Source organism: Pseudomonas fluorescens, assembly GCF_001708445.1.
In the GTDB taxonomy this organism is placed as follows: Bacteria; Pseudomonadota; Gammaproteobacteria; order Pseudomonadales; family Pseudomonadaceae; genus Aquipseudomonas; species Aquipseudomonas gorinensis.
This window is the reverse complement of the sequence record NZ_CP015637.1, coordinates 5611895-5637610: the sequence shown is the minus strand read 5'-3', so window position 1 is coordinate 5637610 and position 25716 is coordinate 5611895. Positions and strand designations below refer to the sequence as shown.

Annotated in this window: 18 protein-coding genes, 1 other RNA gene and 1 pseudogene; 5 read left to right on the top strand and 15 right to left on the bottom strand. The window is 54.1% G+C overall.

The genetic code is table 11. The features are described 5' to 3' along the window. Positions 1–17: 17 nt before the first annotated feature. The gene (locus A7317_RS25095; protein WP_069077045.1) at positions 18–1538 is read right to left on the bottom strand and encodes an ABC transporter substrate-binding protein; all 1521 of its coding nucleotides are present in this window, start codon (positions 1536–1538) and stop codon (positions 18–20) included. 186 nt (positions 1539–1724) lie between these two features. Between A7317_RS25095 and A7317_RS25090 the strand changes: the two genes are divergently transcribed. The 4 genes from A7317_RS25090 to A7317_RS25075 all read left to right on the top strand — a co-directional run bounded on the left by A7317_RS25090 (position 1725) and on the right by A7317_RS25075 (position 6705). Continuing rightward, positions 1725–2642, top strand: coding sequence for a LysR substrate-binding domain-containing protein (locus A7317_RS25090; RefSeq protein WP_069077044.1), 918 nt, complete (start codon positions 1725–1727; stop codon positions 2640–2642). A gap of 572 nt (positions 2643–3214) precedes the next feature. Further along, positions 3215–4102, top strand: coding sequence for a hypothetical protein (locus A7317_RS25085; RefSeq protein WP_069077043.1), 888 nt, complete (start codon positions 3215–3217; stop codon positions 4100–4102). 1 nt (position 4103) lies between these two features. Continuing rightward, a complete protein-coding gene (locus A7317_RS25080; RefSeq protein WP_069077042.1) occupies positions 4104–5519 on the top strand; it encodes a saccharopine dehydrogenase C-terminal domain-containing protein in 1416 nt (471 codons plus the stop codon). Between the two features lie 16 nt (positions 5520–5535). After that, positions 5536–6705: an MFS transporter gene (locus A7317_RS25075; protein ID WP_069077041.1), complete on the top strand. Its 1170-nt coding sequence runs from the start codon at positions 5536–5538 to the stop codon at positions 6703–6705. 40 nt (positions 6706–6745) lie between these two features. On the opposite strand, the pseudogene A7317_RS31240 reads toward A7317_RS25075, so the two are convergent. From A7317_RS31240 to A7317_RS25045, 7 genes and pseudogenes are all read right to left on the bottom strand, one after another. Continuing rightward, positions 6746–6931: pseudogene (locus A7317_RS31240) on the bottom strand (hypothetical protein); the annotation flags it as partial. A 471-nt stretch (positions 6932–7402) separates the two neighbouring features. Next, positions 7403–9193, bottom strand: a complete 1791-nt coding sequence (locus A7317_RS25070) for a hypothetical protein (protein ID WP_155766417.1) — start codon at positions 9191–9193, stop codon at positions 7403–7405. A gap of 223 nt (positions 9194–9416) precedes the next feature. Further along, positions 9417–11267 (bottom strand): AIPR family protein, encoded by a 1851-nt coding sequence (locus tag A7317_RS25065; RefSeq protein ID WP_069077039.1) that lies wholly within the window; start codon positions 11265–11267, stop codon positions 9417–9419. Beyond that, a complete protein-coding gene (locus tag A7317_RS25060; RefSeq protein WP_069077038.1) occupies positions 11267–12280 on the bottom strand; it encodes a PD-(D/E)XK motif protein in 1014 nt (337 codons plus the stop codon). Before A7317_RS25060 ends, A7317_RS25065 begins: the two co-directional genes overlap by 1 nt. Beyond that, the gene (locus tag A7317_RS25055; protein ID WP_069077037.1) at positions 12264–15095 is read right to left on the bottom strand and encodes a Z1 domain-containing protein; all 2832 of its coding nucleotides are present in this window, start codon (positions 15093–15095) and stop codon (positions 12264–12266) included. The genes A7317_RS25060 and A7317_RS25055 overlap by 17 nt, the downstream gene beginning before the upstream one ends. Before the next feature lie 13 nt (positions 15096–15108). Beyond that, positions 15109–16554 (bottom strand): ATP-binding protein, encoded by a 1446-nt coding sequence (locus tag A7317_RS25050; RefSeq protein ID WP_069077036.1) that lies wholly within the window; start codon positions 16552–16554, stop codon positions 15109–15111. Between the two features lie 88 nt (positions 16555–16642). Next, entirely contained in the window at positions 16643–18244 is a 1602-nt protein-coding gene (locus tag A7317_RS25045; RefSeq protein ID WP_069077035.1) for a DNA cytosine methyltransferase, read from the bottom strand. A 29-nt stretch (positions 18245–18273) separates the two neighbouring features. On the opposite strand from A7317_RS25045, the gene A7317_RS25040 reads away from it, so the two are divergent. Continuing rightward, positions 18274–18687, top strand: a complete 414-nt coding sequence (locus A7317_RS25040; RefSeq protein ID WP_069077034.1) for a very short patch repair endonuclease — start codon at positions 18274–18276, stop codon at positions 18685–18687. Between the two features lie 41 nt (positions 18688–18728). Here A7317_RS25040 and A7317_RS25035 read toward each other — a convergent pair whose 3' ends face one another. The 7 genes from A7317_RS25035 to ssrA form a co-directional block, all read right to left on the bottom strand. Then, a complete protein-coding gene (locus tag A7317_RS25035) occupies positions 18729–19721 on the bottom strand; it encodes a hypothetical protein (protein ID WP_069077457.1) in 993 nt (330 codons plus the stop codon). A gap of 68 nt (positions 19722–19789) precedes the next feature. Then, on the bottom strand, positions 19790–20104 hold the full coding sequence (locus tag A7317_RS25030) for a hypothetical protein (protein WP_069077033.1): 315 nt from the start codon (positions 20102–20104) through the stop codon (positions 19790–19792). Next, positions 20101–21081 carry an integrase domain-containing protein gene (locus A7317_RS25025; protein WP_069077456.1) on the bottom strand — a complete coding sequence of 327 codons (981 nt, stop codon included), beginning with the start codon at positions 21079–21081 and terminating at the stop codon, positions 20101–20103. The genes A7317_RS25030 and A7317_RS25025 overlap by 4 nt, the downstream gene beginning before the upstream one ends. After that, positions 21059–21418, bottom strand: a complete 360-nt coding sequence (locus A7317_RS25020) for a hypothetical protein (protein WP_069077032.1) — start codon at positions 21416–21418, stop codon at positions 21059–21061. Before A7317_RS25020 ends, A7317_RS25025 begins: the two co-directional genes overlap by 23 nt. Beyond that, positions 21402–22802 (bottom strand): YfjI family protein, encoded by a 1401-nt coding sequence (locus A7317_RS25015; RefSeq protein WP_069077031.1) that lies wholly within the window; start codon positions 22800–22802, stop codon positions 21402–21404. The genes A7317_RS25020 and A7317_RS25015 overlap by 17 nt, the downstream gene beginning before the upstream one ends. 1032 nt (positions 22803–23834) lie before the next feature. Further along, positions 23835–25091, bottom strand: coding sequence for an integrase domain-containing protein (locus tag A7317_RS25010; RefSeq protein ID WP_069077455.1), 1257 nt, complete (start codon positions 25089–25091; stop codon positions 23835–23837). A gap of 187 nt (positions 25092–25278) precedes the next feature. Then, positions 25279–25672, bottom strand: a transfer-messenger RNA (tmRNA) gene (gene ssrA, locus A7317_RS25005). Between the last annotated feature and the right edge of the window lie 44 nt (positions 25673–25716).

Below are 25716 nucleotides of genomic sequence, written 5' to 3'. Positions count from 1 at the left end.
ATCCGCTCGGTTGCGGGTTACTTCCAACTGGACTGAACGAAACGCGGCAGCTCATCCGGGTACGGCGTGAACGCGAGTTCGGAGGTGTAGGCGTAGTTCATCGAGTAGTTGAACAGCGGCGCCCAGTAGGCCTGTTCGCTGATGCGCTGCAAGGCCTTGCGGTAGTTGTCCTTGCGCACTTGCGGGTCGAGGGCATTGTCGGCGGTCTGCAACCAGCCCTGGACTTGTGGGTCCTTGATGTTGTCGTCCGGATTGCCCTTGAACCAGGTACCGGCCGACGCCGAGGTGTCGAGGATCGAGAACGAGCCCCAGGCCTGAAACGACATCGGCACCTTGCCGCCACGCTGCTGATCGCGCAGGGCGGCGTACTTCAGGAAGCGCAGCTTGGCGTTAATACCCACGGCGCGCAGGTTGCCGATGATGGCTTCGACGTAATCACGGTCGCGGTAAGCGAAGATTTCTGTCTCGAAGCCATTCGGGTAACCGGCTTCGGCGAGCAGCGCCTTGGCCTTGGCCGGGTCATAGTTGTAGACCGTGGCCGCGGTGGTATCGCAGCCGAACTGGCCTGGATAACAGGCAACCTGCAAGGGTTTGGCTTCGCCACCCACCAATTGCGTGGCCAGCGCATTGCGGTTGATCGCATGGTTGATGGCCTGACGCACCTTGAGGTTCTTCATCGGAGAGTTTTCGGTGGAGGTGCCCCGGGCATCAAGAATCAGGAAACCGATGCGCATGGTTTCCCCACTGGTCACGGTCAGGTTCGGCATACCTTTGAGGTCGACCGCCTGGTCCGAGGTGACACGCCAGGTCCAGTCGACACCATCGGTCATCAACTCGGCCAGGCGGGTTTCTGCATCCGGGATCACGCGGAACTTGAGGTGGTTGATATGTGGTTGGCCTTGTGGGCTATCCGGGAAGTAGTCCTTGTTGATCTCCATGGTCACGCCTTCGCCGGCCACCACCGACACGGCTTTATACGGCCCGGTCCCCATTGGCTTGCGACTGAATTCGGCCAGGCCGACCTTCTCGAAGTATTGCTTGGGGAACATCGGAACGGCGTTGGACAGGTATTCCAGTGCCGGCGGGAAAGGCTTCTTCAAGTACAGGCGGACACTGTAGTCACCGGTTTTTTCGGCGCTCTTGATCCAGTCTACGTTTTGCACGGTAACGACTTTCGCTTCGGGCGACACCACGTAGTTGAGGGTGAACACCACGTCGTCGGCGGTGAAGGCGTCGCCGTTGTGAAATTTGACGCCTTTGCGCAGCTCAAAGTCGATGGTGGTGTCGTCGACCTGCTTCCAGCTGGTGGCCAGCATGGGTTTGTATTCGCCGCTGTTGGGATCGCGGTAGATCAGGTTGTCCCAGATCAGCCGGCCGAGAATCACGCCTTCGCGTAAATCGTTGTGATAGGGGCTGATGTTTTCAGGCTCGCTGTCGGAAGCGTAAACCAGGGTGTCGTTGGCTTTGCCGGCATGTGCCGGAAAGCTGCTGATAAGGCCCATCAGCGCAATACTGCAAGCGAAACCTTTGATGCCCATGCCGTCGTCTCCGTTGGCGAGAGTGGTTGAATCAAAGGGCAGCGAATCGCAAATGCGTAAAGGAGGATGAAAAGGTCAGGCACTGTTTTTTTTGGTCTGGACACGAATGTAGGGAAGGGCTATCAATGCCACAAGCACAATATTTCGATACTTCCTTTGCCGAAAAGGCAATCCTTGGGGGCACCGATGCAGCTGTATGGCGTGCAGTCCACGGCACTGCGCTATTTTCTTGAAGTCGCGCGATGCGGATCGATCAGCGAGGCCTCACTGCGGCTGAATGTTGCGGCGTCAGCGGTGAGTCGACAAATTTCCAAGCTTGAGTTGGCCCTGGATGCCAGCCTGTTTGAGCGTCGTGCCCGAGGCATGGTGCTCAGCGAGGCGGGGGCGCGACTCGCGGTTTATGCACGCAAGTCGCAGCTTGAGGCCGAGCAGGTGGTGCTGGAAATTACCGAGCTGCATGGCTTGCAACGGGGTCATGTGCATGTTGCCTGCTCGGAAGGATTTGCACTGGAATACATGCCCACGAGCATCAGCGCGTTCAGGCGTGAGTACCAGGGCATTCATTTCACGTTGGAGGTCTGTGCACCCGCTGAAGCGACCGAGAAGGTTCGCTCCGGTGAAGCCGATCTGGCGATGACTTTCAGCCTGACCCCGCAAAAGGAAATCAAGGTCGAACATGTCTTGAGCGGGGCGATTTTTGCCGTGGTCTCCAATTTTCATCCCTTGGCCGGGCGTGAAGCAGTCAGCCTCGCCGAGTTGCAACCCTGGCCCATTGCGTTGCCTAAGGCCGATACCACGATACGGCAACTGTTCGACATCTGTTGCGGTGTACAGGGGTTGTTGTTCGATCCGGTCTTGACCACTAATTACGTTGCCGCGCTCTACAGTTTCGTTCGTGAAGAGGGAGGCATCAGTCTGGCCAGCGAAATGACCTTGCACAAACAGGTAGCGGACAAGCAGTTGCAATGCTTGCCGATCCTTGATGAAGGCATGCAGGCACGGCGCATCGAACTGCAAAGCATGGCTGGACGCAATTTACCGGCGGCGGTTTCTGCGTTCAGGGATTTTCTGATCGCTGAACTGGCGAAGGCGAAGCGTCGTTGAAACGACATGGTGACTCGACGCTTGCGCCTTGTGGTCGCTCTGGCGCCCAAATCAAACGCTATGAGTGGCGGTTTTTTTTGCCAGCACGCTTTTGATGATGCTGTAGGCGATATACAGCAGGTACGCAGAACCACACAGGGTGGCGACCTTGGAAAAGGCCGGGTACTGATGCAGCAATTGCGCGAGGCAATTCCTGAGCGCTGGGGTTGCGTGACTCCCTGGTCCCGGCGAGAAAAACATGTGAGATGGTTTCTGAATCATTACCTGAGCGGCTCCGCACCAGTGACTCTTTACTACTTTGAGTTAACAGCACGATTGATCCCTCACGCGAAGAGCAAGTATGAATCCGATGCATAATTGGCGAGTTGCGTGCGTAAGCCGGTGCAACATGATCTTTCAGAAACCGTCCATTTCGTGTTAAAGATTTTTATAACCTTATTTCTTAAAAGTATTGGTTTTTAGAATGTCTGCATTGTACTAATCGCTTCGTAACCAGGCCGAATCCAGAGCGATTAAGGCCGTTCTCATACCTGTTTGTCACAAAACCTGGAAAGCGATCAGGACGGTGATCCATGGACGATCAGAAAATTTTGGATGAAATAAAAGATTGGTTCATCAGTTGCTTGGGATGCGCGGCGGGTAGACGAGAGTTCAGTAAGAATCGCTATATGCTGGCTATTGCTCGAACCGCGCAAGAGGCCAGGGCTAGCTTTGAGACTTATGTGCGAGCGCTCGAGGCCAGAGAAGCAGTAGCTTGTCTAATCATCTGCCCGACCACCAGCGTAGAGCAGAACACGTACAGCGTGGCTCAAGAAGTTCGACGGCTGTCTACGCTCTTCAGTCCGCTCAGTGAGTTCTCTGCCGAAGCGTTGGCTACGGGCCACGCTCTAAACAAAAAGCTCTATCTAACGTGCCCGGTTACCAATGTTAAAGTGTTGTTCGAAGACTTTGATGCGGTGGCGTTTTGTCCGCAATCAGATGATCTGGATGACGAACTTTATGACCCTTTGATGTCAGCGCCGATTCCAGCGGTCAACTTCAACTCTGATGTGTATGCCTTTTCAATGTTCTGTCGCGACATGAGCGTGCAGAAGTTCAAGCGCGAGGTGTACGAGTTGACCTCGGCAGAGCGCGGTCAGCTCTACGAGTGGGTGTTACAGGGTTGGCAGCGTATCGCTGAGAGGACACTGGGCAATTACATCAATATGACTAACGTTGAAAAGTGTCCAGTCTACTTGCATGACAACAATCGATACTGGTTCGCCAATCATCAGGATCCGGCGTTTGCAGAGTCGGTAAAGGCATTGTATCGACACGATATGCCGTTGATTTACGTGCCCAAGATATTTTGCGAATGGGAGCAGTTTTTCGCAACCGGACGCCTACCGGATTTCAGCGAGACCGCCACCCCTGGCAGCCAACACCTGGACGCAACCGAGTCCACTCTAGAGGCCATTTGAAATGAGCAAGGAAGCGAGTTTTTCCGGCAAAAAATGGGTGTTTATCGGCTTCGGCTCGATCACCAAAGCGACCATCGGGCTGCTGGTCCGCGCGCGCACATTCGACCTCTCATCGGTTGTGGTCATCGCTCCGCAGATAGAGCAACACCAGCCGTTCGTCGAACTGGGGGTAAGTTTTATCGACGTGGCGTTGACGCCCGAGAATCTTGGGCACGTGTTGCGCGATGTGGTCCAGCGTGGTGATTTCATCGTCAACCTATCGGTCAATGTGAGCAGTGCTGATTTGATTAGGTTTGCCCATGCTCAAGGCGCGCTGTATCTCGATACCTGCATCGAACCCTGGGAGGGCACGTACAACGAACCCACTCTGACCACCTCGCAGCGTTCCAATTACGCGTTGCGCGACCAGTTGCTGGCCCTTGGAGATGAGCTCGGGCCGGGTCCTACTGCGGTCGTGACTCACGGTGCGAACCCGGGCCTGGTCTCGCATTTCGTCAAAGCGGCATTACTGGAGCTCGCCGCGAAACTCGGCGTGGCTGTGCCTGAGGCCGAGGGGCGCTTGGCTTGGGGCGAACTGGCGATGGCGCTGAACGTAAAGGTGATACACATCGCTGAACGCGACACTCAACGCTCGTCACGCATCAAGTCAGATGACGAGTTCGTCAACACCTGGTCAGTCGACGGGTTCGTCAGCGAAGCCGGACAGCCCGCCGAACTGGGCTGGGGGTCCCATGAGAAAACCTGGCCACCCTTCGCTCGCCATCACCCGTTCGGTTCAAATAATGCAATCTACCTCGAGCGCCCCGGTGCCTCGGTGCCAGTGAAAACCTGGACTCCCAACGGTGGTCCCTGCACGGGTCTGCTGATCACCCACAACGAAGCCATTTCGCTTCCCGACTTTTTGACGGTTAAGGATGGCAGCGTGCTGCTGTACCGGCCAACGGTGCATTACGCCTACCACCCTTGCGACGATGCACTGCTGTCGGTGCACGAATATGTCGGAAGGGGTTGGAAACTCCAGGACAGTAAACGGATTTTGAACGATGAGATTGCCCCTGGTGGTGTCGACGCGCTTGGCGTGCTGCTCATGGGCCATGCCCTGAACGCCTATTGGTACGGTTCGATCCTGAGCATCGACGAGGCACGGCAGATTGCCCCGTTCAACACGGCCACCAGCCTGCAAGTGGCAGCCGGTGTGTACTCAGGCATCATTTGGGCCATCGAAAACCCCGACCGCGGAATCGTCGAGCCGGAACAGATGGACCATCGTCGGGTGCTGGAAATTGCTCTACCCTTCCTCGGAAGTCTCGAAGGCATCCAGACCGACTGGACGCCTCTGGACACCATCAATGCTCTATTCCACAAGCCCGAAGGTGAGCTCTGCCCGTGGCAGTTCGAACACTTTACCGCTGTCTAGCCAAGGTCGGTCACGAATGGAAAATGCCAGTATTGAGTACACCGACAAACAACGCTGGTTTGCGCTCACCAAGATAAACACCCTCTCGGCCCTGTCGCAGATCGTGCAGATTGGTACCGTCACTCCGCTGCTCTCGCTTTCGCTGGAACAGCAAGACGTCGAGCCGGCAAAGATCGGGGTGATTGTCAGTGCCTCATGGTTGGCGATCCTGTTGCTCTACAAATGGGTTCCGCGTTTGCTGGCCCATCTGGGGCTCATCAAGACGAATATCCTCAGCGCAGCACTGACGATTGCTGCGCTGATCGGCATGACCTTGACTACCCATTTGGTACTGATTTTTTTGCTGAACTTCGTGCTCGGTATTGGCTTGATCCTGCGCTGGATTGCCTGCGATACGTGGATCGTCGCGGTCGCCTCGAAAGACGAGCGCGGCCGGGCGATCGGCGTGCATGAGACCTTGATGGGCCTGGGTATTGCGGTTGGCCCGCTGCTGTTGGTTGTGTTCGGCGTCGGGAGTGCCGCGCCTTACTACGCCTGTGCCGTGATCGTGTTGTTATCCGGTGCGCTGGCCTTTACCCTCAGGGGCTACGATACGCGACCGCAAACTCCGGCGGAAAAACGCCATGGCAAGTTGTTCAGCGTCATCCCCACGGCGTTGTGTGGCGCGTTTATCGCAGGCTTTTCGGAAACCTCATCCGTATCGTTCCTGGCAGGCTACAGCCTCTCGGCCGGTTATCTGTTGACCGCCGCCACCCTGCTGATATCGGTGTTCGGCATTGGCGGCACCGTCCTGCAACTGCCGATCGGCTGGATGGCCGACCGCAGTTCGTACAAAGTCGGCCAATTAGTCTGCGGCTTGATACTGTTGTTGGGCACCCTGGCCATTCCGTTCAGCCAGCCGCTTCCTTGGTTGGCGACGATTATCGTGTTCCTGTGGGGAGGCGCCATTGGCGGCATGAACACCCTGGCAGTGATCGAGGCGGGAGACCGGGTTGGAGAACATCAAGTGTCCACCGCCATGACGGCCATTGCGATGTTCTATACCTTGGGCAGCGTGTTGGGGCCCATTGCCACGGGGGCCACAGTGTCCTACATCAGCGAGCATGGATTGATGATCACGGTGGGGGGCGTCGGTGCGGTTTTCATTGCGATGTTGGTTTTGCGCAGAGCCCCCGTACAAGAGTGAATTGCGCCAGGGGCTTTGTTTGAAGGGCATAGGCGGGCAGGGGCTTAGGCGTTTCCACTAGCGAGAGTGCATGTTCGGTCAACGGGATGGTATGCAGACGATGCTTTTTCATTCTCTCCGCAGGGATGGTCCAGATGCGTTTGTTGACGTCGATGTCTGCCCATCGAGCGATTGACCCTGGCTCGCAGCTGGAGCCCGTTGCCATCGGTGAGGGCGTAGTCCTGGTCTTTTGGTTTGACTGCCTTGAGCGGCGGTCGGAGGGGGCGTACATGAGAGGTAGTCCTTGACACCTTTTGGTATTCCCAGCATTTGCGCTGGGGAGTTGGGAATACCGTTGGGAATATCAAACCGCCTGGAACTCGAAAAAACTTCGAAAGCCCCCCGTAGCCCTGAAACCCCCGTATTTACTGGATTTCAGGCACAAAAAAGACGTCCGTGGACGTCTTTAGTTGATCAAATGGTGGGCCGGGGTAATTTGAATCCGGCTGGCAAGATATTGATTTATAATATTTATATAGATTTAATTTTTTTATTGGAATACCAATTGGAATACAGCACTCCACGTGACCACCCGTTTTGCAGTCGATCTGACAGCACGCTTCATAACCATGATTGGCAGTAAACTGCCTACAGCTGCCGATGACGACAAGCAGAAATCGACCAAGAGCAGATCACGCAGACAAGATTCGGGGGGGATTCAGTAACTAAAGAACAGGTCTTTGAGTCTCACTTTTATCCCGGGTAGATATAGATCTAAGGACTCTTTTTTTATATTTTCATCTATGTGCGTCTGTTCTTTTAATAGCTGTTCAAAGATGTCACCAAATACATCAATACTTTTCCCAATGCTGTAGCGAACTCGACGAAACATTGGAAGGTTACAACAGGCTACATGGCTGGCCTCGCGGCTGTAGCCATACCCTTGAACACGGAAGGCCGACCAAGAAATTCCAAAAAGATAAATTCTGGTAATTGACCTTCCTTCTGGAAGCTTCAGTCGCAGCGTTTTTACGAGTTCATCTGAACTTTTATCTTTCAGCCATGATTCTACAGCCTCCCCCCACGAATCTATCTCGGAAGCAAGATTTTTTGCCTTGCTTCGAAGCTTTTTAACATCAAAAACAAAATAGTCCTGCCACTTCAATTGAAAGAGCGCAAGGTTTCCTGAAACAGTATCATAAATAGCGCCGTCTAGATCAGTAATTGTTCGTCCTGCATTTCGTAACTTAATGTTTCCTGTTACCCGCTTGTATCGATTTCCCATGAACATGTAATAAATGTAGCTTCTAAGCCAATCTTCTCTAGGGAGCGCGATAGCGTTGGTTGTATTTATGTCTCTTTGCGTGAGTAGTTCAATCATTGAATGAAAGGGGTTTCTGAGTATGCTGGCGACGGGCCGAAGAAACATTCCATTACCCATGTCAAGTAGTAGTGGTGAAATATAACTGCCGCTTTTGAATGTGGAAAGGTCTGATATTTTAAAAGATATTATGTCGAGAATTTCAGATGTCAGGTCTTTCTCGAAGCCTGTATGAGCCATAACTGCATCTATAAGGTCACTTTGCGTGGTCCAGATGGTCAGGCTTTGCGGTATTGATATTTCCTTTATTTTATGGAGTGCTATATCTGCAAATGTAATGTGTTTAGTATGCAGTGCTATGATCACAGCAGTGACGACTATGATGTGTACGGCGCTTATTCCGTTGATTTTTACACTAGGATGAAGCCCTGCTTGGTCTCGTGCCTCTCTTATCCAGTCAAGGGCTAAAGAGAAGAAATGATTATCGACTCGAGGGTCAGCACCGTACCCCATCATGACTCCATGTCCCAAGTCATGAGGGAATATCAATGGTTCCATCAGTATTCTTACATTTTCAATTTTTTTGTCTTTGTGTAGGCTGGAATTATTGAAGCCATAGAATGCACCAACAGCCTTTATTTCATCGGGTTCTTCATCAAAGCTAAAAACTTTCCATCCATTCGAGAAGCCGGTTGTGTTTTTTCTTACCGCTAGATCGATTTGAGATGCGTATGTGGACTGTAGTGCATCCATAAGTTGATATGTGATCTCTTCTCGTGCGGTCACTGTTATTTGGTCAGTGGAGGTGTGGATATCTATCAGTCCGGTACAGTTTAAGTCTGAAATGTTTTTTAGGAAGGCGATCGCCCCTAGTCGATACAATACTTGAGCTGCAATTTTTCTTGTTTCGGTAGTACTTTCCCTAACTGGTATTCCCGGCTTTCCGATGTCTACAAAAAAATGCTTTATGGCCATTCCCCAGCCAAGTCTATATAGCTCTGACTCTGAGGTTGAAGTTATTTGCTCCTTAGGTAGCGAGTCTTTATATACGGTAAAATAATCTAGAAACCTCATCATGTCTATGAATAAGGTCATTTTTGATATTGGATCTTTAGGGAGTGAATCTAGTATTCGTATTAGCTCTGAGTCGGCTAGGTTTCTTAAATTTTGCTCCGCTGAAAGGTCCATATTTAATATCCCTATAAAATTAAACTCGTGTTGACGGAAGTCTTTGGGGTGGCTGTCTGGGCTGTGCTTAATAAAGCTGTTCTACAGATATTTCAAGGTTTTTTGTCATAAAATTGTCTTTGAAAAGGTAAAATTTCAGCGATTCTAGACTATTTTTTTGGGGGGTTATATCTACTACGTAGTCATCTGTTGCACCTGCTTCCAAATTGCAGGTTTGTTTTCCTCACTTTAAAGTTTCAGGGATGAAGTGCTCTGGGATGTTTTTCTCTAATTCAGAATAGCGAGTATCGCTTACCTGTCCCCAGCACTCTTGTTTCTTGGCCCATTCGGAGATCATTTTTCCACCAGCGCCGCGATGAAGTGCTTCATTTACCTCATGCGCCCAAGTTGCTAGTTGTCTTTGCAGCTGTAGTGAAATGGCTTGCTCCTGCCAGACACGTTGAAAGTTGAAATTATTACCCATTTTAAGCGCGAGCACCGAGACCGTGTAGACCGTGATGTTGCCTTGGAATGCGGGGAACAAGGGTCTGATAATCTTCTGGGCAGACTTGAAGAGGATTGCCTTTGCAATCATTTCTTTGAACTGCTCTTGGTCCGGGATCACATTTCCCCCAGCGCCCTCTCGTTCGGCTAGCTCATCCATGAATGCCTGAAAATTCTTCTGGCTACCCAGTCCAACAACATGAGGTTTTTGCTCCCAAGTGAGCAGAAACTTCGCTAGATCAGGCTTGGTGATCTTGCGGAATGTCGGGATGGCAACCTGCAGTTTTTTCTTTTGAGCAGGTGTAGTCGCCTCCTTTTCCAGCATCACCTTGTAGCTTCCTGCTGATCGTTCGTAGAACCAGCGGCCCACACCATCCGGACAATATGTGCGCATGGACAGTTTCTCCAACTCACGGTGGAATGGCTTGTTGGCGGAAAGGTCTGACTGCTTGACGACATTCTGGCTGTTGGCATAGCGAGAAATATTCGAGATCAGCTCTTCGTCATCGCCTTGCCCATTTCGCAGCACGATGATCTTGGCTGGGACTCGTACGTTACTCAGATCTATCTCAGGATTTTTCTTCTTGGCGAAGTAGATGGAGGCAGTCGTCTGCCCGCCGTTAACTATTTGCATACCCTGCAGCCACAGGATGCCCGTTGATCCATCTTTAGCGCGGTCCAGTTTGGCGGCATCGGCCACAACAACGATGCCATTGTTGTATGCCATGAAACGGTCAGGATTATTCCGCAGACTGTCGCGAATCCCCTTGTTCACTCCTTTGCTGTTTACCCCAAGGAATGAGCGTACGTTGGCTTCAAGAATACGCGGGCCGTATTTTTCGTAGAGAAAGCGTAGTGCCTCACCAGGTACTGCTGTCAGAGCATAGTCATACTCGTCGTCACCTGAGCCCGGAACCCATACGCTTGGTAGCGCTGTTCCGCAGAGGTCCTGAAAATTGACTATTAGTTCATCGCGCGGTCGGCCTTGTTGCCAATGGTTAAACAAGCGCTGAATATCCATGACTTCAAGTCGGACCTGCTTGCCTTCGACATCATGGGGGGCGTAGGTCCTTGTTTTGACCAGCGCGTCAGTAATTATGAAGATCCTTATGCTGTCGAGTGTCTTGAAGATACGTTCGACTTCCGTTACCAGCGCGTAGGCATCATTGGTTTCATCGAGCTTTCCGGCTAGTTGCCCGGTTGCGCAGAACCTGAGGAACTGCAGGCCTTCTTTTGCCGCCTTGCCTACTTCTTGGTCGGGAAGGGATTCGATTTCGTCCAGTGCCTTATAGAGACTGACAAAAAGATCGAGCCTGTCGGGGCTTCCATTTTCGTCTGTGGTTTCGGACACCGAGTAGCCACTGATTCTGACCTTATAGGCCGCGCTTTTCCCGCCGATGCTGCCTCCGACTTTTGCCTCGTAATGACAGACCGTTGGCTCAAAGGTGATGCCTTCATCTGCCATATGTGTCATTACCTGCTCGGTGAAAACGGCCTCGGCAGGAACCGGCGCTGCACCTGGAGCAACATCTTTCTCTATTTCTTCTCTGATTGATGCCTGCGTTTCTCGCAGAAAGTCCACAAGTTCCATCAAATGACTCCAAGTTTCTCAAGCACATCCGAAAGAGGGCAGTTATCGACCGGAAGCAATGCCAGATCGAGTTCATACTGCGCTCGGCGAATAGGTGTAGGGATGTTGAAAGGTGTCAGCTTAGGAAATTCCGAATCCACGAGATGGATCCTGATCTCGCCTAGCGAAAAACGACGTGTGTAGGTTTCTGCCTGCATGTCCAGATAGCCGACATGAAGGAGTGCCTGCTCGAAAAGTCTTGTCGCTGCAGGATCGGGCTCCAGAAGATGGCGAGTATTCGATACGTACTCGGGAAGCGTTATGCCCGACTCGTTCGATCCAAAGCGGAGCGCTGCAAGGAAGAGTGGCGGGCACTGGGAGTCGTCCAACTGGTCCAAAGAGGCAATCCTTACTGGAAAGCCTTCCGTGGCCATTGTTGATTTGACCTCTATTGCACCTGTCCCCAGTTGGAAGTCATGCAGGCCGTCGAGCGGTCCTTTCCATCCATCAACTGCAGAGAAAAGCGGTACGCCTTCATCAAAAAGGTAGCGCAGCAGGCAGATCTCACCTACAAGCCCCAGTTCGGCCTCGACGCTAAGTCCTTCACGGCCCCTGCGCATGAACTCCTGCCATCCGCGTACCCTTCCAAGCAGCCGTTGATACAGCAGCTCTTCAGGGTAGCTATCGGATGAGTCAATAAGCCCGCAGACATCCGTCACAACAGTGGCAAACAGTTCAAGATTGCCCGCAGATTGGCGAACGACTGCAAGCCATTGATATTCGCCAGCAGTCTCGCCAAGAGTCGCTCTTTCCATGCGAAATCCCTGTCCTTGGGGTAGCTGTGAGGTCGGAGCTAACTTGGCACTCGAAAACCCAATCAGAATGGCCTCTTCATTTCCGGGAGCATGCCTGGCGGCTTTTACTCGACAGGTGCCTGACTGAAAGAGATCTATGGATCTCCATCCGGGGATCGATGCGTTACCGGGAAGCGCCCTCCAGGTACCCAGAATTTCGGTGCTACTCAGCGCCGCCATATTGCTGCTCCCACAGAAGGTTTGTGACGACATAGGGGACTGATTTCCCCGCATGGCTCGAAGGAAAGCTGATAGCAAATGCAATGATAGGAGTTTTAACGCCTGAAACGTCAGATTGCTCCGGGTCGAGAATAGATATCAGCAGCAGCCCTCTTTCGGGGGCGGGGACTACGGTGTCGGCCCCAAGGCCACGGATACGTCTGATGTAGGGGCCGCTTGGAACCTCAGGCAATTCTCTGCCTCTTGAGCGACCCGGGTCGGGTTTCCAGCTTTTCTGCGTCAACTCAAGTGCGGCATTCCATGCCGGCTCATCGATATCCAGCGCCTCGTCCTGAGGTGACAGCAGGCGGCCAATGGAATACTTATCGTCAGTATCCAGAGATTTGTTTTTTCGCTTCATGCGTTTGATCTGAAAGCCCGCAACGTTCTCCGTCTCCGCAACACCACCACCGATTACGGCAACAGTCCAAGAGGTAAGCTCGCCGATGCGACTCATTTCCTCTATGAAGTTCGCGAGTAGATCGCTTCTAACCTTCCGGGAATCCGGGTGCGTTTGATACGACCTTAGAAAGTCGACTACCGGCTGCACCGGAACATCAACCCAATTCACACCGTTCCAGTTGTCTTTTCGGCCATTTCGGCTCTGAGAAGGGATTAAGGACGGCATTCCCAAGCTATCGGCAAGGAAGTTGAAAGCACCCAGGTTCTGTTCGAGCTTTGCAGGGTTTTTGAAGAAACTGACCGTTTCGACAATGTCACCGCTGAAAGACAGATGCAGGGTTTTTGCCGTCCGCATTTTCAGCGGTGATGTGACCATCAACACGGGATGGGACACTACCTTGAGACCATAGTCGCGTGGCGTAAGGCCGCTATCCATCATGAAGTCGAATTCGGCTCTAAGCTCTTCGGCAGCATCGGCAATGTGTTCGAACCATTCGACAAGATCTTCCGTGGTGTAAAGGCGACACAAATCTAGGTAGCCTGGTCGATAGCCAAACCAGCGGCCCATTTGCATCAGTGTGTCGTACATCTTGGAGGCGCGGAGAAAGTAGCTGACGCATAGTCCCTCAAGCGTAAGCCCACGTGCCAGTTTGTCACCGCCGATGGCAATGACTTTTAGTCCCGTGGCGCTGTCGGCATAGTCCAATGCATCCTTTGCCGTACCATTGATCATGCGCACATCGATCTGCTCCAGCAGATCCGGTAGAGCCTGTTCTATCTCAATCCAGTCTGTAATTGTGCGGTGAGGCGACTCCGACGTTTGCTTTTCAACGCTGTCGCTAGTTGACAGGAAGTCACGGCTCCACAGGCTACGCAGTTCGGATAGAGCGCCCTGATGATCAATGCGTCGTCTGAGACGCTGTTTCAAATGCATCACGTAATCGTAGACTTGTCCGTGTACATGCTGCTGAACAAGGTTGAAGCGGGTAACGTGAACCAGCATGGAGCTGTGCTCTGCTCCCTGACCACGAAGTTGTCGAATTGTGCATGCAAGGATGAATGCCTGTATTGCCTCGATAAGTGAGGGCGGCATGATATCTGGGGGCGTATGACTGCTTTTGTGACTAACAGGCATCCAGCCACTCTTGCCATCTTCCGAGCATTGGTCCGTGACCGGGCGAACCAGATCGAGCGCACCGAGTCGCCCATTTTCGCTAGCCAGCCCGAAGACTCTTGATGGACCTACGTAACTGGATGGGGCTGAGAGATTGGTGATAAATGCTGCCGGGAACAGGTCTGGTCCTTCCTTGGTGGTTTCGCCTTGTTCATGGATATAGATGTTCGCAAACGGCGTGGCGGTGTAGCCGATATAGGCCTTCCTTGAAAAGGAGTGCAATATTTGGCGAATGAGGCTGTTGATTGCCGTTGGCTCGTGTTCAAGGTCCGGCTGGCCGTTGTCGTCGACAACTTTCTCTCCTGTATCCACTGATGCATGGTCCGCCTCGTCGTCAACGATCAGAAGGGGGAGATGCGTTACCAGTGGGCGGCCAGTCTCCGGGTCTGTCGTTTCAGCCACATGTTTGTGAATCCACTTCAAAAGGCGCTGTAGGACTGTCTTGTTCTTCTTTACTACGAAAAGCCACGGCTTCTGTTCAGGCGATACGCCAAGGTTCTTTACGAACTTGGTATTGAAGTCACCTGTCTCTGTCCTATTGGTTACGTACTGCGGGCGTAGAGCCGGTGAAGGATCAATCTTTCCTACTCCAATTGCAACGTTGCCTTCACCCTCAATGGGGCTGGTCTCGTAGCCAAGAAATCCTTCATCCAGTCGCATTTGCGTTTGGGAACGCAGGTTGTTGTGAAGGCCTGCCAGTACGATGATTATCTTGTAGCCAGCATCGGCTGCCTTGCAGATCAGGCCCGTATAGTTCCCTGTCTTTCCTGACTGCACATGACCAACCACCATACCGCGACGATCCCATGAGCCTTCGCGTTTCGGATCTTCGAGCATCGAGAGGATGTTGTCGGTTGTCTTGTCGAGTGCTTCTATAGCGCTCCATGGCAGTTTCTTCTCCTGCCATTCTCTGTATCGCCGCCAGTAGCGCCACTCCTTCTTTCGCTCGCTGGTAAGCCAGGGTATGTGCCCGGCCATATCGACAAGCGACGAATCATCACCAACCCAGATACTGAATCGCCTAATGAGTTCGTCAGTGACAGCGGTGCGGTCGAGCCCTTCTGCCTTGTTCGGCATGATCTTCAGCACCATGTCGATCTTTTGCGAAATCAGGGTCGGAGTAATTGCTGACTTGTCCTGTTCGTCTGCAAGCATTTCCTGGACGATTTTGACCACACTCCATTTGTTGTCCTCGGACATTCGCTACGACTCCTTATAAATTGTCAGGCAGAGCATCTACCAAGTAAGGGAAGGCATGGAAGGGTTCTGTCGCTCGGAGTTGTTCCTTGGCGGAGGAGGCTGAGTATCCCTTCCTCTCGACCATGCCGCGGTACATGACCATCAGAATCTCACTGACCTCGCTGGATGGTGCCTTCTCGAACCCCGTACACGGGGTATCCTTGTTTTCTGCCGTATCAATCCATATCCGCTGGACAGGAACGGTTTCTTCGATAACTCGCAGCATTGCCTTGATCTGGGGGAGCAATGTTCCTGCTTCATCCAGAACGTCTCTTACTGCAGGGTGGTCGCTATCTATTCTGTATCGCATTCCACTGGCGAGCCGTTCGACCTTCCATGCTTCAGCAACCTGCTTGTTGCCAAGCAATGTTGGTCGTCCTCTATGGGCAAAAGCTCGTCTGGCGCGGGCACGGGTCGCTTCGGCTAAGCTGGTCAACCAGTCTCTAAGATAGATGGGGGGCCGTGCTGTGGACTTCCTGATATCGATTTTCCAGTCGGCATCTGCAGAGTTCGGGATATCAATCCGGATTCTGGCCAGGCGATGGGCTTCGTCTTTTGTCCAAGATCTACCGGTTCCCAGCCCAAGCCAGCTGCCTGCTACCAGAAGGCGTTCGTTGCGATAAACGTAGAATCCCTGTTGCGCTGTCCAGCCATCAGGGCCGCCCAAGCGCTCGAAGTCTTCAGGCGAAAGCATGTCCTTGTGCGGTAGGACATGACATTCGGCCTCGATACCTCTGATGGATGGATGTTTGAATACGGGAGGGTTGTATGGCTTTCCCGGATGGTCCGTCATAAAGGGATCCCAAGGCCTTACGGGCTGACCATTGAGCAGAACTCTGAGGCGGGGCCTGCTTCCTTCAAGGTATCGGTGAAAGACCATTCCGAGATGCTGCTCCACCTTGTCGGCAAGGTTAAGAAAGTCCTGAACCGTACTTCCTGGCGTAATAATTCTGTCTAGTTCCTCCCACAGCACCATTGTTCCTTTGCCTGCATCAGAAAGAGGCTCCAGACATTTCTCCGAGCCTGGGTGGGGGCCCTCTAGAAGGTGCCAGCCGCCATCATGGCTATTGGCTAGGTAGTCGAGGTCCCAGCGTAGAGACTGCATGTTGTCGGTGCCGATTGTCGCTACAGTCAGCCTGCGACACTGTGAGAAGGAAGCGGTCTTGAGTCCAAGGCCAAAACGACCAAGATCAGACTTTGATCGCTCCTCTAGCGGGTTTCGCTCGCCCAGTCTCATGGCAAGATCAAGCCCGGCTGCTGACATTCCAGTGCCGTTGTCTAGGCAGGTAATTCGGCTCTCTGTCTCTGCCCAGATGAGTTCGACTCTGACTTCCGACGCACCTGCCGCTACACTGTTGTCGATAATGTCGGCCAGTGCTGTCTGTGTGTTGTAGCCAAGCCCACGCAGTGCCTCGACCATTGCGCTGGCCTTTGGAGGGGCATTTCGACTCTTGAATGACGGTGGCAAGTGAACTCTCCCTGTCGAGCATGTAGTGCCTGGATTGACTCTATCTCGTGTCTTTTCCGTTTCTGATAATGCGCGCTACAACATCTGCAATCTGTCGAGCCAGAAGTGGTGGAACTGCGTTGCCCACTTGATGGAATTGCTGCGTTCTGTTTCCGAGAAAGAAATAGTTGTCAGGGAAAGTTTGCAGTCGGGCGGCCTCGCGGACAGTCAGGCTTCTGCATTGTCTGGGATCATAATGAATAAAGTAGTGACCGTCCTTGGCGATATGGCTGGTTATCGTCGTGGAGGGAATGCCCGATCTCTGTACCCGGAAGCGGTCGCTGAACTTTCCGGTCTTCCAGTTTTTATGGTCTGGTTCGAGTCCTGGCAGGTTGAAGTCATGGTGGCCTTTGGGCGAGTCCTTGTATGTCTCGGCAAAGGCGGTAGCGTAAACGTATCTACGCAGATCGGAGCTCATGTGCCCTCGTGCTTCATGATTGAGCCAATACTTGAGCCGAGGATCCTGCAGCCAGCTATCGAGGTGGGTGCCTGTCACGCCATTCCATGCACTCTTTTTGAGAACACGTAACCCTCCCGAGTTCAGGTCTCTACCATCGTAGCTGCTGGCGAGAATGCCGAGTTTTGTGGCTAGACCTAGTCTTTCAGGCGTATCGGGTACCTGTAGAAGGCACTCCTGGTTCAGCTCCCTCAGATGCTCACGCACGGTATCTGCCCAGACATCAGGAGAGTCCTTTACTTTGGTAAGAGTGCTTCGCAAGGGCGGTAGGCAGCCGATGACCTTGTCTATTGATGGTCCTTGGGCTGGTGATAGCTTGTGATCTCCAAGAGCGTTTAGATACTCCTCGGAAACACCGAGAAGTATCACTCGATGCCTGGCCTGAGGAACGCCGTAGTTCTCGGCCCGAATGATGTAGTTGCTTGGTTCGATGCTGTCCGGGTCAGCTCCGCTTTCGTAGATGTCATCGGCTACCAGCGAACAGATCCTGTACTTTGGCCCGTTTTCGCTTTCTCCCAATGCTGCGTCCGGGTCAGCGAGGTCTCGCAGGATCTGTGGAAACATCTGCTCGCCAGCTACTTTCGATGAAAGAATCCCTTTCACGTTCTCCATCACGAAGACTGCGGGTCTTTTCTTTTGAATGATCCTCAGGTATTCACGATAGAGAAAGTGTCGATGATCGTCCTCTGCTCGATAGTCCAGTTTTCCGCGATTTCTTGCACGCCCGACGATTGAGTAGGCCTGGCATGGTGGGCCGCCGATCAGAACCCATGGTTTGGTTTCGTCGAGGCGATGTTCCAGCATTCTGTCGAGCCGGATGTTGCCTTCTTCTGTACCCAGCTCCAGCAGCTGCGCCTCGTTGTCAGCATGCTTCCAGGCCTCAAGACTTCTGTTTGTGTAGGGCTCCGCTACATCTGCTGTTTCGCAAAAGTTGTAATAATCCTCTAGGGCCTCGGGTTGTTTGTTTTTCAGCAGCCGGTAGAAAGCCCGGAGTCGCAGAGTGGAGCGAGCCGAGATCTCCATCTCGGCTGAGACCTTGATCTCGAAGGTCTCAGCATTGTTGCTGGAGTGAGAGGAAAAGCCCTCTCCGAGACCGCCTGGGCCAGCAAAGAGATCCACGACCTGGATGGGATAGCTACGACTCATGAAACCACGCTGTTTTGAGGAAGTACTAAATGGATGTCGTCGACCGCGCCACAAGATCCCGCATGATGGCTGGCATCAAAGGGAAGGGCACCAAGCCGGAAATGACAGTCAGGCGCTTTCTGCACGCCCATGGCTACCGGTTCCGACTTTATCGCAAAGACCTGCCGGGAAAACCGGATATTATACTGTCTAGACTCAGGGTCTGTATTTTTGTACATGGGTGTTTTTGGCATCGCCATGCTGGATGTAAATATGCTGTCTTGCCCAAGACACGAGTCGATTTCTGGGCGGCCAAGCTTCAATCCAATGTTGAAAGAGACTTGACGGTATTGCAGAGGTTGGAGAGTGATGGATGGAACGTTCTGGTCTTGTGGGAGTGCGAGCTCAGACATCCTGAGACCGCCCTGCTTGCGTTGCTTGAGCGCCTGAGGGCTCTTGAGTAGTGCGGCAGATTGCCAGTGAGCATCCCTGCGCTCTGATGCGTTCACAAGGCTTCGTCGAGGGCGGTTAGAATGCTTAAAGCCCACGGGTGGCATTCCCATCCACCTGGCCCGCTTCTCTTCAGGTAGTGGCTTAGGGAGCCCGTAAGTAGTTTGTTGATATCCGCGACAGGGTATCCAAGTACCAATTCAGCGTGGGCAGCTCGGTCCCCCGGGTTGTCTGCAAAGTATCTCAATAGGTCCAATGCGATGGTTCCGAGTTTTGCCGTACGCTCCAAAAGCGTGTTCTCCCCAAGTGAGGAAGTGCGACCTTGTGGCGGTAGAAGAAGCTCTTCGACCCATACTGATTCGCTCAGAGATTCGGCGAGGCCCGAAATCACTGCGCCACGTTCTATGGTGCGGTAGGCACCTATAGTTTCTTGGGTGCATTCGGCCTGTGTTCTCAGGACTTGGTCATCTACTTCTGGTTTTTGCGCCTCATCTGCTGGTATCCAATCCCAGTCCAGTGTTTTCACATCTTCGATGGATATGGCTGTATCGATCTCAGACTCTGTATTTTCAGCAGATGGATTTGTATTCGTAGGGGGGAGCGGGGTGCTGGATCTTTCGCTGAAAAGCAGCTGCATCTGTATCAGCTTGCTCAGGCGTTCTGAGTCGTGCTTTTCGCGCAGGAAATCTACTAGCAGGTCGCGCGCTTCATTCTCTAGGCCAACAGATACCAGCGAGGAAGATGCGCGTATAACGCCATGAGGCAGATTTTCCCGGAAGCAGGCACGAAGTAGTTCTGCACACTCATCGATGTGAGTTGGGAGTGACTCTGGTAGTACGCGCGTGACAAGCTCCACCCAGTCGTCAAGCTTCGTACTCACATGGTAGAGGGCCGCATCGTGTTCGGTTTCGATATGGATACAGCCGTCTTCTACTGGCCAGAGCAATTTTCTGTAGGTGACGGCAGGCCGCCCCCCATCCATTCTGAGGGGGCGCATGATGCGGTCGATTTCCTGTCCGCGAGACATCACCCTTATCGCTACTTCCATATCCCTATCGCCTAAACGGAAACTAACAGCACTCGATGTCGTAATGCTGGCCACATGCAGTATCATGCCTAGAAACGACGCTGCTTCCAAGGGGCTCTATTCGAGCGTTGGATCAGCATTTCTCGGTGATTCCCTAATCGTTTCCAGATCAATAGGGTGGTGAGGCGATAGTAATACCGGGTGGCGTCGGAATGATCCTTCAGGTGCTGAGTGAAAAACCAGCGCACATGCTTGAGCTGCCAGGTCCAGGGATTATCGCGTTGCCATCGCTGTTGTATGGCCGCCTGCATGATTCGGGCTTGGCATAGGTGGCGTTGCTGCGTGATCTTCGAGCCGGTCAGTACGCCGCTCAGGAACAGCGCCATATCGAAGGGCTTGGTCACGCTCTACCTCCAATGTAAGCCGAAACCACATCAATCCGGTTATGCCCGAGCTCAAGGCTGATTTGTTGGCGCGCCCGTTGATCAAGGTCGCGGTCAATTCGATAGCAGTGGCCACCATTGACTGGGGCCGCGTGGCCAGTGAGCTGTTCGTAACGCTCGCAGGCATAGGCCGCTCGCAGTTCATGAAAGCCCTTCAGCCCTTGTTCATGTAGCACTTCGCGGGCGGGGAGTACGGTCTGTTGCAGGAATGCGGCGTAGCTTTCGCCTCGGGCCAGCAAGTTGCGGCTGCGGGGCGGCGACGCATTTCGGGCGAGCTGTAGCGCCACCTTCACCTCTTCATTAGCATTGATCCATCGCGGCGCTGATGCCCCTGAGCGGCCGCCTTTGGTGCCGTCCTGGATGTTGATACGGCCCAAGTGTTCGGCTTCGCGTTGCAGTCGTGGTAGGTCAGCCAGGATCGCTTCGCGCAGGCGCATACCGGTTGTTCGGGCCAACAGAACAATTGCCGCCACCCGCTCGTGGTGCTGTTCGCCAAGCGCCTCAATCACTCGCTGCACTTGTTGGCGGTCTTGGCCATCCGGCGCGCGGGTGCGTACGTTCGAGCGCTGCTGTCCCAACGCCTGGCTCGGGCTGGCGATCCTCACGTCCTGATCACCGCGGAGCGCAGCGAGGGTTCGGTTGACGCTGCTTAGGCGGTTCTGCGCGGTCGCGATGCAGAGTTCACCTTGCTGGATCTGCAGGCGCAGGTACGCGGCGTAGTCTTGCAGCGTCCGTCGATCGATCTGACGTGCATCGTTGTAACCGGGGCCGTCCACTGATCGACACCAACGCACGAACGCTTGCCAGCGATCGCTATGCGCTTTGACCGTGGCGAAGTGGCCGCCGGCAAACAAATCGTTTAGCGCTTGTGGGCCGGCGTAGCTCAGCTGGCGGCCATAGCCAAAGTTGCGACCATCACGCCGACCGACCAGTGCCATCGTCATCACCGTTTTCGTTTGTTTGCAAAAAGAGCAGCAGGGCTTTCCAGTGGGGGCTGAGCCTGTCCACCTGCTGCCAGTGTGTCGGGCGGATCAGGAGGGCGTTCTCCTGGTGTTCCAGCAGTGCTCCTTCTTCACGCAGTTGCTCGATCAGTATGGCGATGTCGGCAGGGGCAAGAGGTGGTGTGGCGACAGCGGCGACAGTGGCGACAACCCGCGTCATTCCTGGCCTGGCGCGTGGCGACAAGGTGGCGACAGAAGCGGCGACACACCGTGTTTCTGATTGCGATTGATGTTGCGCCTGGTAGCAGCGCACCGCGTCATTGAGGCGAAACATGGCGGACCTCGAAAGTTTTGGCATCGCGACTGTTCAGCCAGTTATGCGTGATCAGCTCGACGAGCAGTGTGGCGGTGTGATGGCTGCTCTTGCGGGCAAAGCGAGGGCCGTTGCGATTGAGATCGCGGATGGTGAATTGGGTCCAGCCTTTTTGCGTCAGCCAGCGTAGCAGTCGATCCGCCTCCTCACGTAAAGTGTTGATTGGCTCTTGTTCGGTCAGGCGCTGGATCTCCGCCAGGTAGTAATCCATCAGTGTTGAGGCGCGTTGAATATGGGCCTCACTCACTACATTCGCATCTTCAATTACCGCGAGCACACCGGCGATGCGCAGCACATTGGCCGCTGCTTTTCCTGCGACGGATTGGACTCCTGCCAGTTCACCGAACTCGCCAGACTGGCATTCGATGGTGTCGTGAATATCAATCCAGGCAGTGCGAGCGCTGGGCGTCAGTTCCAGCCTGGCGGGGTTAAGTGAACCGTCTTTGTGCAGCGACAGTGGCTTATCCAGTAGGGTGGTAATGCGCGTTTGGTAGCGCTGAACCTTGGCATCTCGCGTCAGGTCGACTGCCTTGTACAAGCGCTGACCGACCAGACGTTCGGGCCAGCTGATCAGGCAGCGGCCCAGGATGCCTTGGCCTTTGATCACCGAGTCTTTGAGTAGCTGGTTGGCCAAGTAAGGCTGCAGCATCAAATGCAGGCTGAGGCGGCGGTCATAGGCGCGCAGGCTTTCTCCAGCCATGGAGCGCGCCCGGTCGATCGGGCTGCCATCCCACAGTGTCGACAAGGTGGTAATCGCCTTAAGCAGGTTCTCTTTGCTCATGGTGCTGCTGCCCAAGAATTGGCCACCTTCATCATTGAACAATCCCATGCTGGGCAAGCCGTGGCACAGGCTTTTGATCAACGCTTCGATGGTGGGCTCGGTAATGATCAGTCTCGGCGGTACCGGCTCGGATAGCTCACCGCCTTCCACCTCCGCGCGTTTCTTTGTTGTTTTGGGTTTGGTCATGATGTTGCTGGCGGCGCGATAGGTTATGAGCTTTTCCGTATACAGGGTCCACTGCTGTCGTTCCCAGTCGCGCGCCGCCTTCAGTGCCAGGTGATCCACCGCGCTTTTTCGATCACCCGAGGACGCCACCGTCAGTAGGTATAGCGACAACGGATAGGTTCGTCCGTCGAGGTGGACATTGGCATGACCCTGACTTACTAGGGCAGCGCTGGCCAGCACCGATTGTGCAGCCATGGCGCAGGGCACGCCGATCACTTCGGCCAGTCGTTCAACCGCAGGGCCCAACAGATTCCCGAGTGCTTCGACCGGGTAGGGCAGTGGCGACTGCAGGTATTCCAGCAAGGGTTGTGGTGGCTCGAATGCTTCGCACAGTTGCATCGCTATTCTCCTGAGGTTATCGACTTTGTCCTCACTTATCCCGCCACGGTTGTTGAGTGTTATCAGGGATCAAGGCCCCTGCGACCTGTGTGAGGTTTGTCCACTTACGCGGGACTGACGGCTCCTTACGACCGGGAGCTTGGGCATCTCATGACCTGGCCTCCTGAACACCTCCGAAGAAGTGGGCGGGTGGAGGCTGCACTGGCTGACGAGACCAATGCCGCGAGATCCTGAGTCGGGTGAAGGCAGCGAGGTGATGACTGGGGCATGCCTGACTGTCAGTCAGGTGCAGTCCATTTCATGGGCTGCGGCACCATCATTGGCATCGCTGTTGCTGGTGATTTTTCGGTGTTTGTCACGCCGATTGTCACTAGGGGGAAAACCGCAAAGGCCCGTGCGAGCAGGGCTGCAGCAGTGATAGGAGCGCCCGTCTCTTTAGGGGCAAAGAGACGGGCAACAGGTTGGCGCAAGGAAATGGCCAAGCGGATAGGTTGCTGCTGGGCAGCTATAAAGGGGTATGAGTTGCCGCAATGGCACTCTGGTAGAAGTAGGCATCCATCACATCACTGTGAGCGTGCGAGCCGCCGGACGCTAATCGCACTTGGGGAGAACCACCACGATGTGGCGTAGCCTCAAAGGTTCTGGCTACCTGGGTGCTGTCGAGGACAGCGCTGGTACGGTTCTGGTTTAGCGCTCGTTCTGCTGGCGGTCAACCGTATTTTGGGGGTGACTCTTGCGCCCATCGGTAGCGCTGGAAGGCCTTGGAGGCCGGTGGTTTTCCATGGCTGGGTGGTCGTTCGTCGGTTTTTAATGTGAGCCCATGCGAGTGGGAATGCGGAGCCTTCCCGCTCGCGTGGGCTTGGCCGAGAAAGCGCCAAGGGCGAGGCTTGCAGCGGCGACAGTCGCCACCTCTGTCGCCACGCTGCAGGCCAGGTATTACGCGGGTTGTCGCCGGTGTCGCCGGTGTCGCCAAATCAACCATCACTCCATCTGGGGAGTCACTCTCGGTTACTGGCGGCGTCCGGTGAGTGCTCACCGTATCCGCACGACGTTGTGGTCCCTGGTTTGATTGATCGCAGATGCCGACAGGTTGCCAGTGGCCGCTTTCTGGATGTGCTCACTCCACCAAGCCATCATCGGACGCCGGCGCTCGATGTAGTCCGCCCGGTTGTAAGCGCTTCGGACTTCGTCCTTGTCGACATGCGCCAGCGCGACTTCGATGAGCTCCGGATCCCACCCATGCTCGTTCAGGATGGTGCTGGCCATGGAGCGCATGCCGTGGCTAACCAAGCGGTCCTGGAAGCCCATGCGCTTCAACGCCATGTTGGCGGTCTGGCTATTGGCGTGGGTGCGCGGGTTTCTATCTGCCGGGAACACGTATTCCCTGTGGCCACTGTGGGGCTTGAGCGCCTCCAGTAACGCGAGTGCCTGTTCGGTCAGAGGGATGGTGTGTGGACGACGCTTTTTCATGCGCTCCGGCGGGATGGTCCAGATGCGTTTGTCGAAGTCGATGTCTGCCCATTGGGTGGTAGCCGCTTCGGCAGGACGGGTCATGGTGTGCAGTTGCCATTCGATCAGGCAGCGGGTGGTCCGCTTGATGCTGGCGTTCGCGATTTCGATCATGAGCTCGGAAAGCTCATCGGGTCGTAGCGCGGCCATGTTCTGTTTTTTGGGTTTCTTGAATACCGCCCGAATGCCACTGAGGGGGTTAGCGAAAATCAACCCGGAGTTCACCCCGTAGGTCATGATCTCGTTGAGCCGTTGGCTCAATCGCTTCACTGTCTCGAGGCTGCCTTTGGCCTCGATTGGGCGAAGCAGTTCGATGACCATCGGTGCGGTAATTTTCGAGAGCGGCGTTGTTTTCAGGTCTGGAAATACATGCAGCGTGAGCGATCGCCAAATGTCTTCGGCGTACGCCGGCGTGACGGAGTCCTTCTTCAGCTCGAACCAGGCGGTGGCCACGTTCTCGAACGTATGTTCCGTCTCCGCTCGTTTGGCTTCGTCTTGTGCATTGCGTTGCACCTTGGGATCAATGCCTTGTGCAAGCAGCTCGCGTGCTTCCACCACTTTCTTCCTGGCGTTCGCCAGCGAGAGCTCTGGGTATGTGCCCAGCCCCATATTGATACGATTTTTGGTTACCGGCTCGCGGTAGTTGAAGTTCCACAGCATCGAGCCATTGCTCCTGACTCGGAGCTGAAGGCCGTCACCATCGCTGAGGACGTAATCCTTGTCTTTTGCCTTGACTGCCTTGAGCTGGCGGTCGGAAAGGCGAAGGGCTGGAGCGGGCATGAGAGCTACCTCTGACACCGTTTTGGTATTCCAAAAAATAGCACCGGATGGCTTGGAATACCATTTGGAATACCCAAACGGCTGTAACTCAAAAAACCTCTCCAGCGCCCAGTAGCGCTTAAACCCTTGATTTCGCTGGATTTCAGGCACAAAAAAAGACGTCCGTGGACGTCTTTAGATGATGAAGTGGTGGAGCCGGGGGGATTTGAACCCCCGTCCGCCAGTACTCCGCTGTCGGTACTACATGCGTAGCCGTGTCTATTAAGTTAACCCTCAGCGACCCGACGGGCAGGGTGCTTTGGGCGAGTTGTGTAAGTTTTAGCCGCTTCGTCCACAACGTACTGCACGGCGATTCTGTTCTATATGACAATCACTTTGGGTTTACAGACATCCCCTGATGATTGCTGGACCCGAAGGTACCAGGAGGGAAGGGCTAAGGCTGCTTACGCAGCGAGAGCGTATTCCCCGTAGGTTTCGTCATTGGCAACTATAGAAAGTTGCAACAGTGGATTTACGAGTTCTGTTACCAACTCGGCATGCACCTAAAGTTTCGCGACCGGCGTCGAATCCTAAACGGCCCCGTGCTTGTAACTCGTTGTTTCTTAGTGAGTGACAAGCCTGTGCA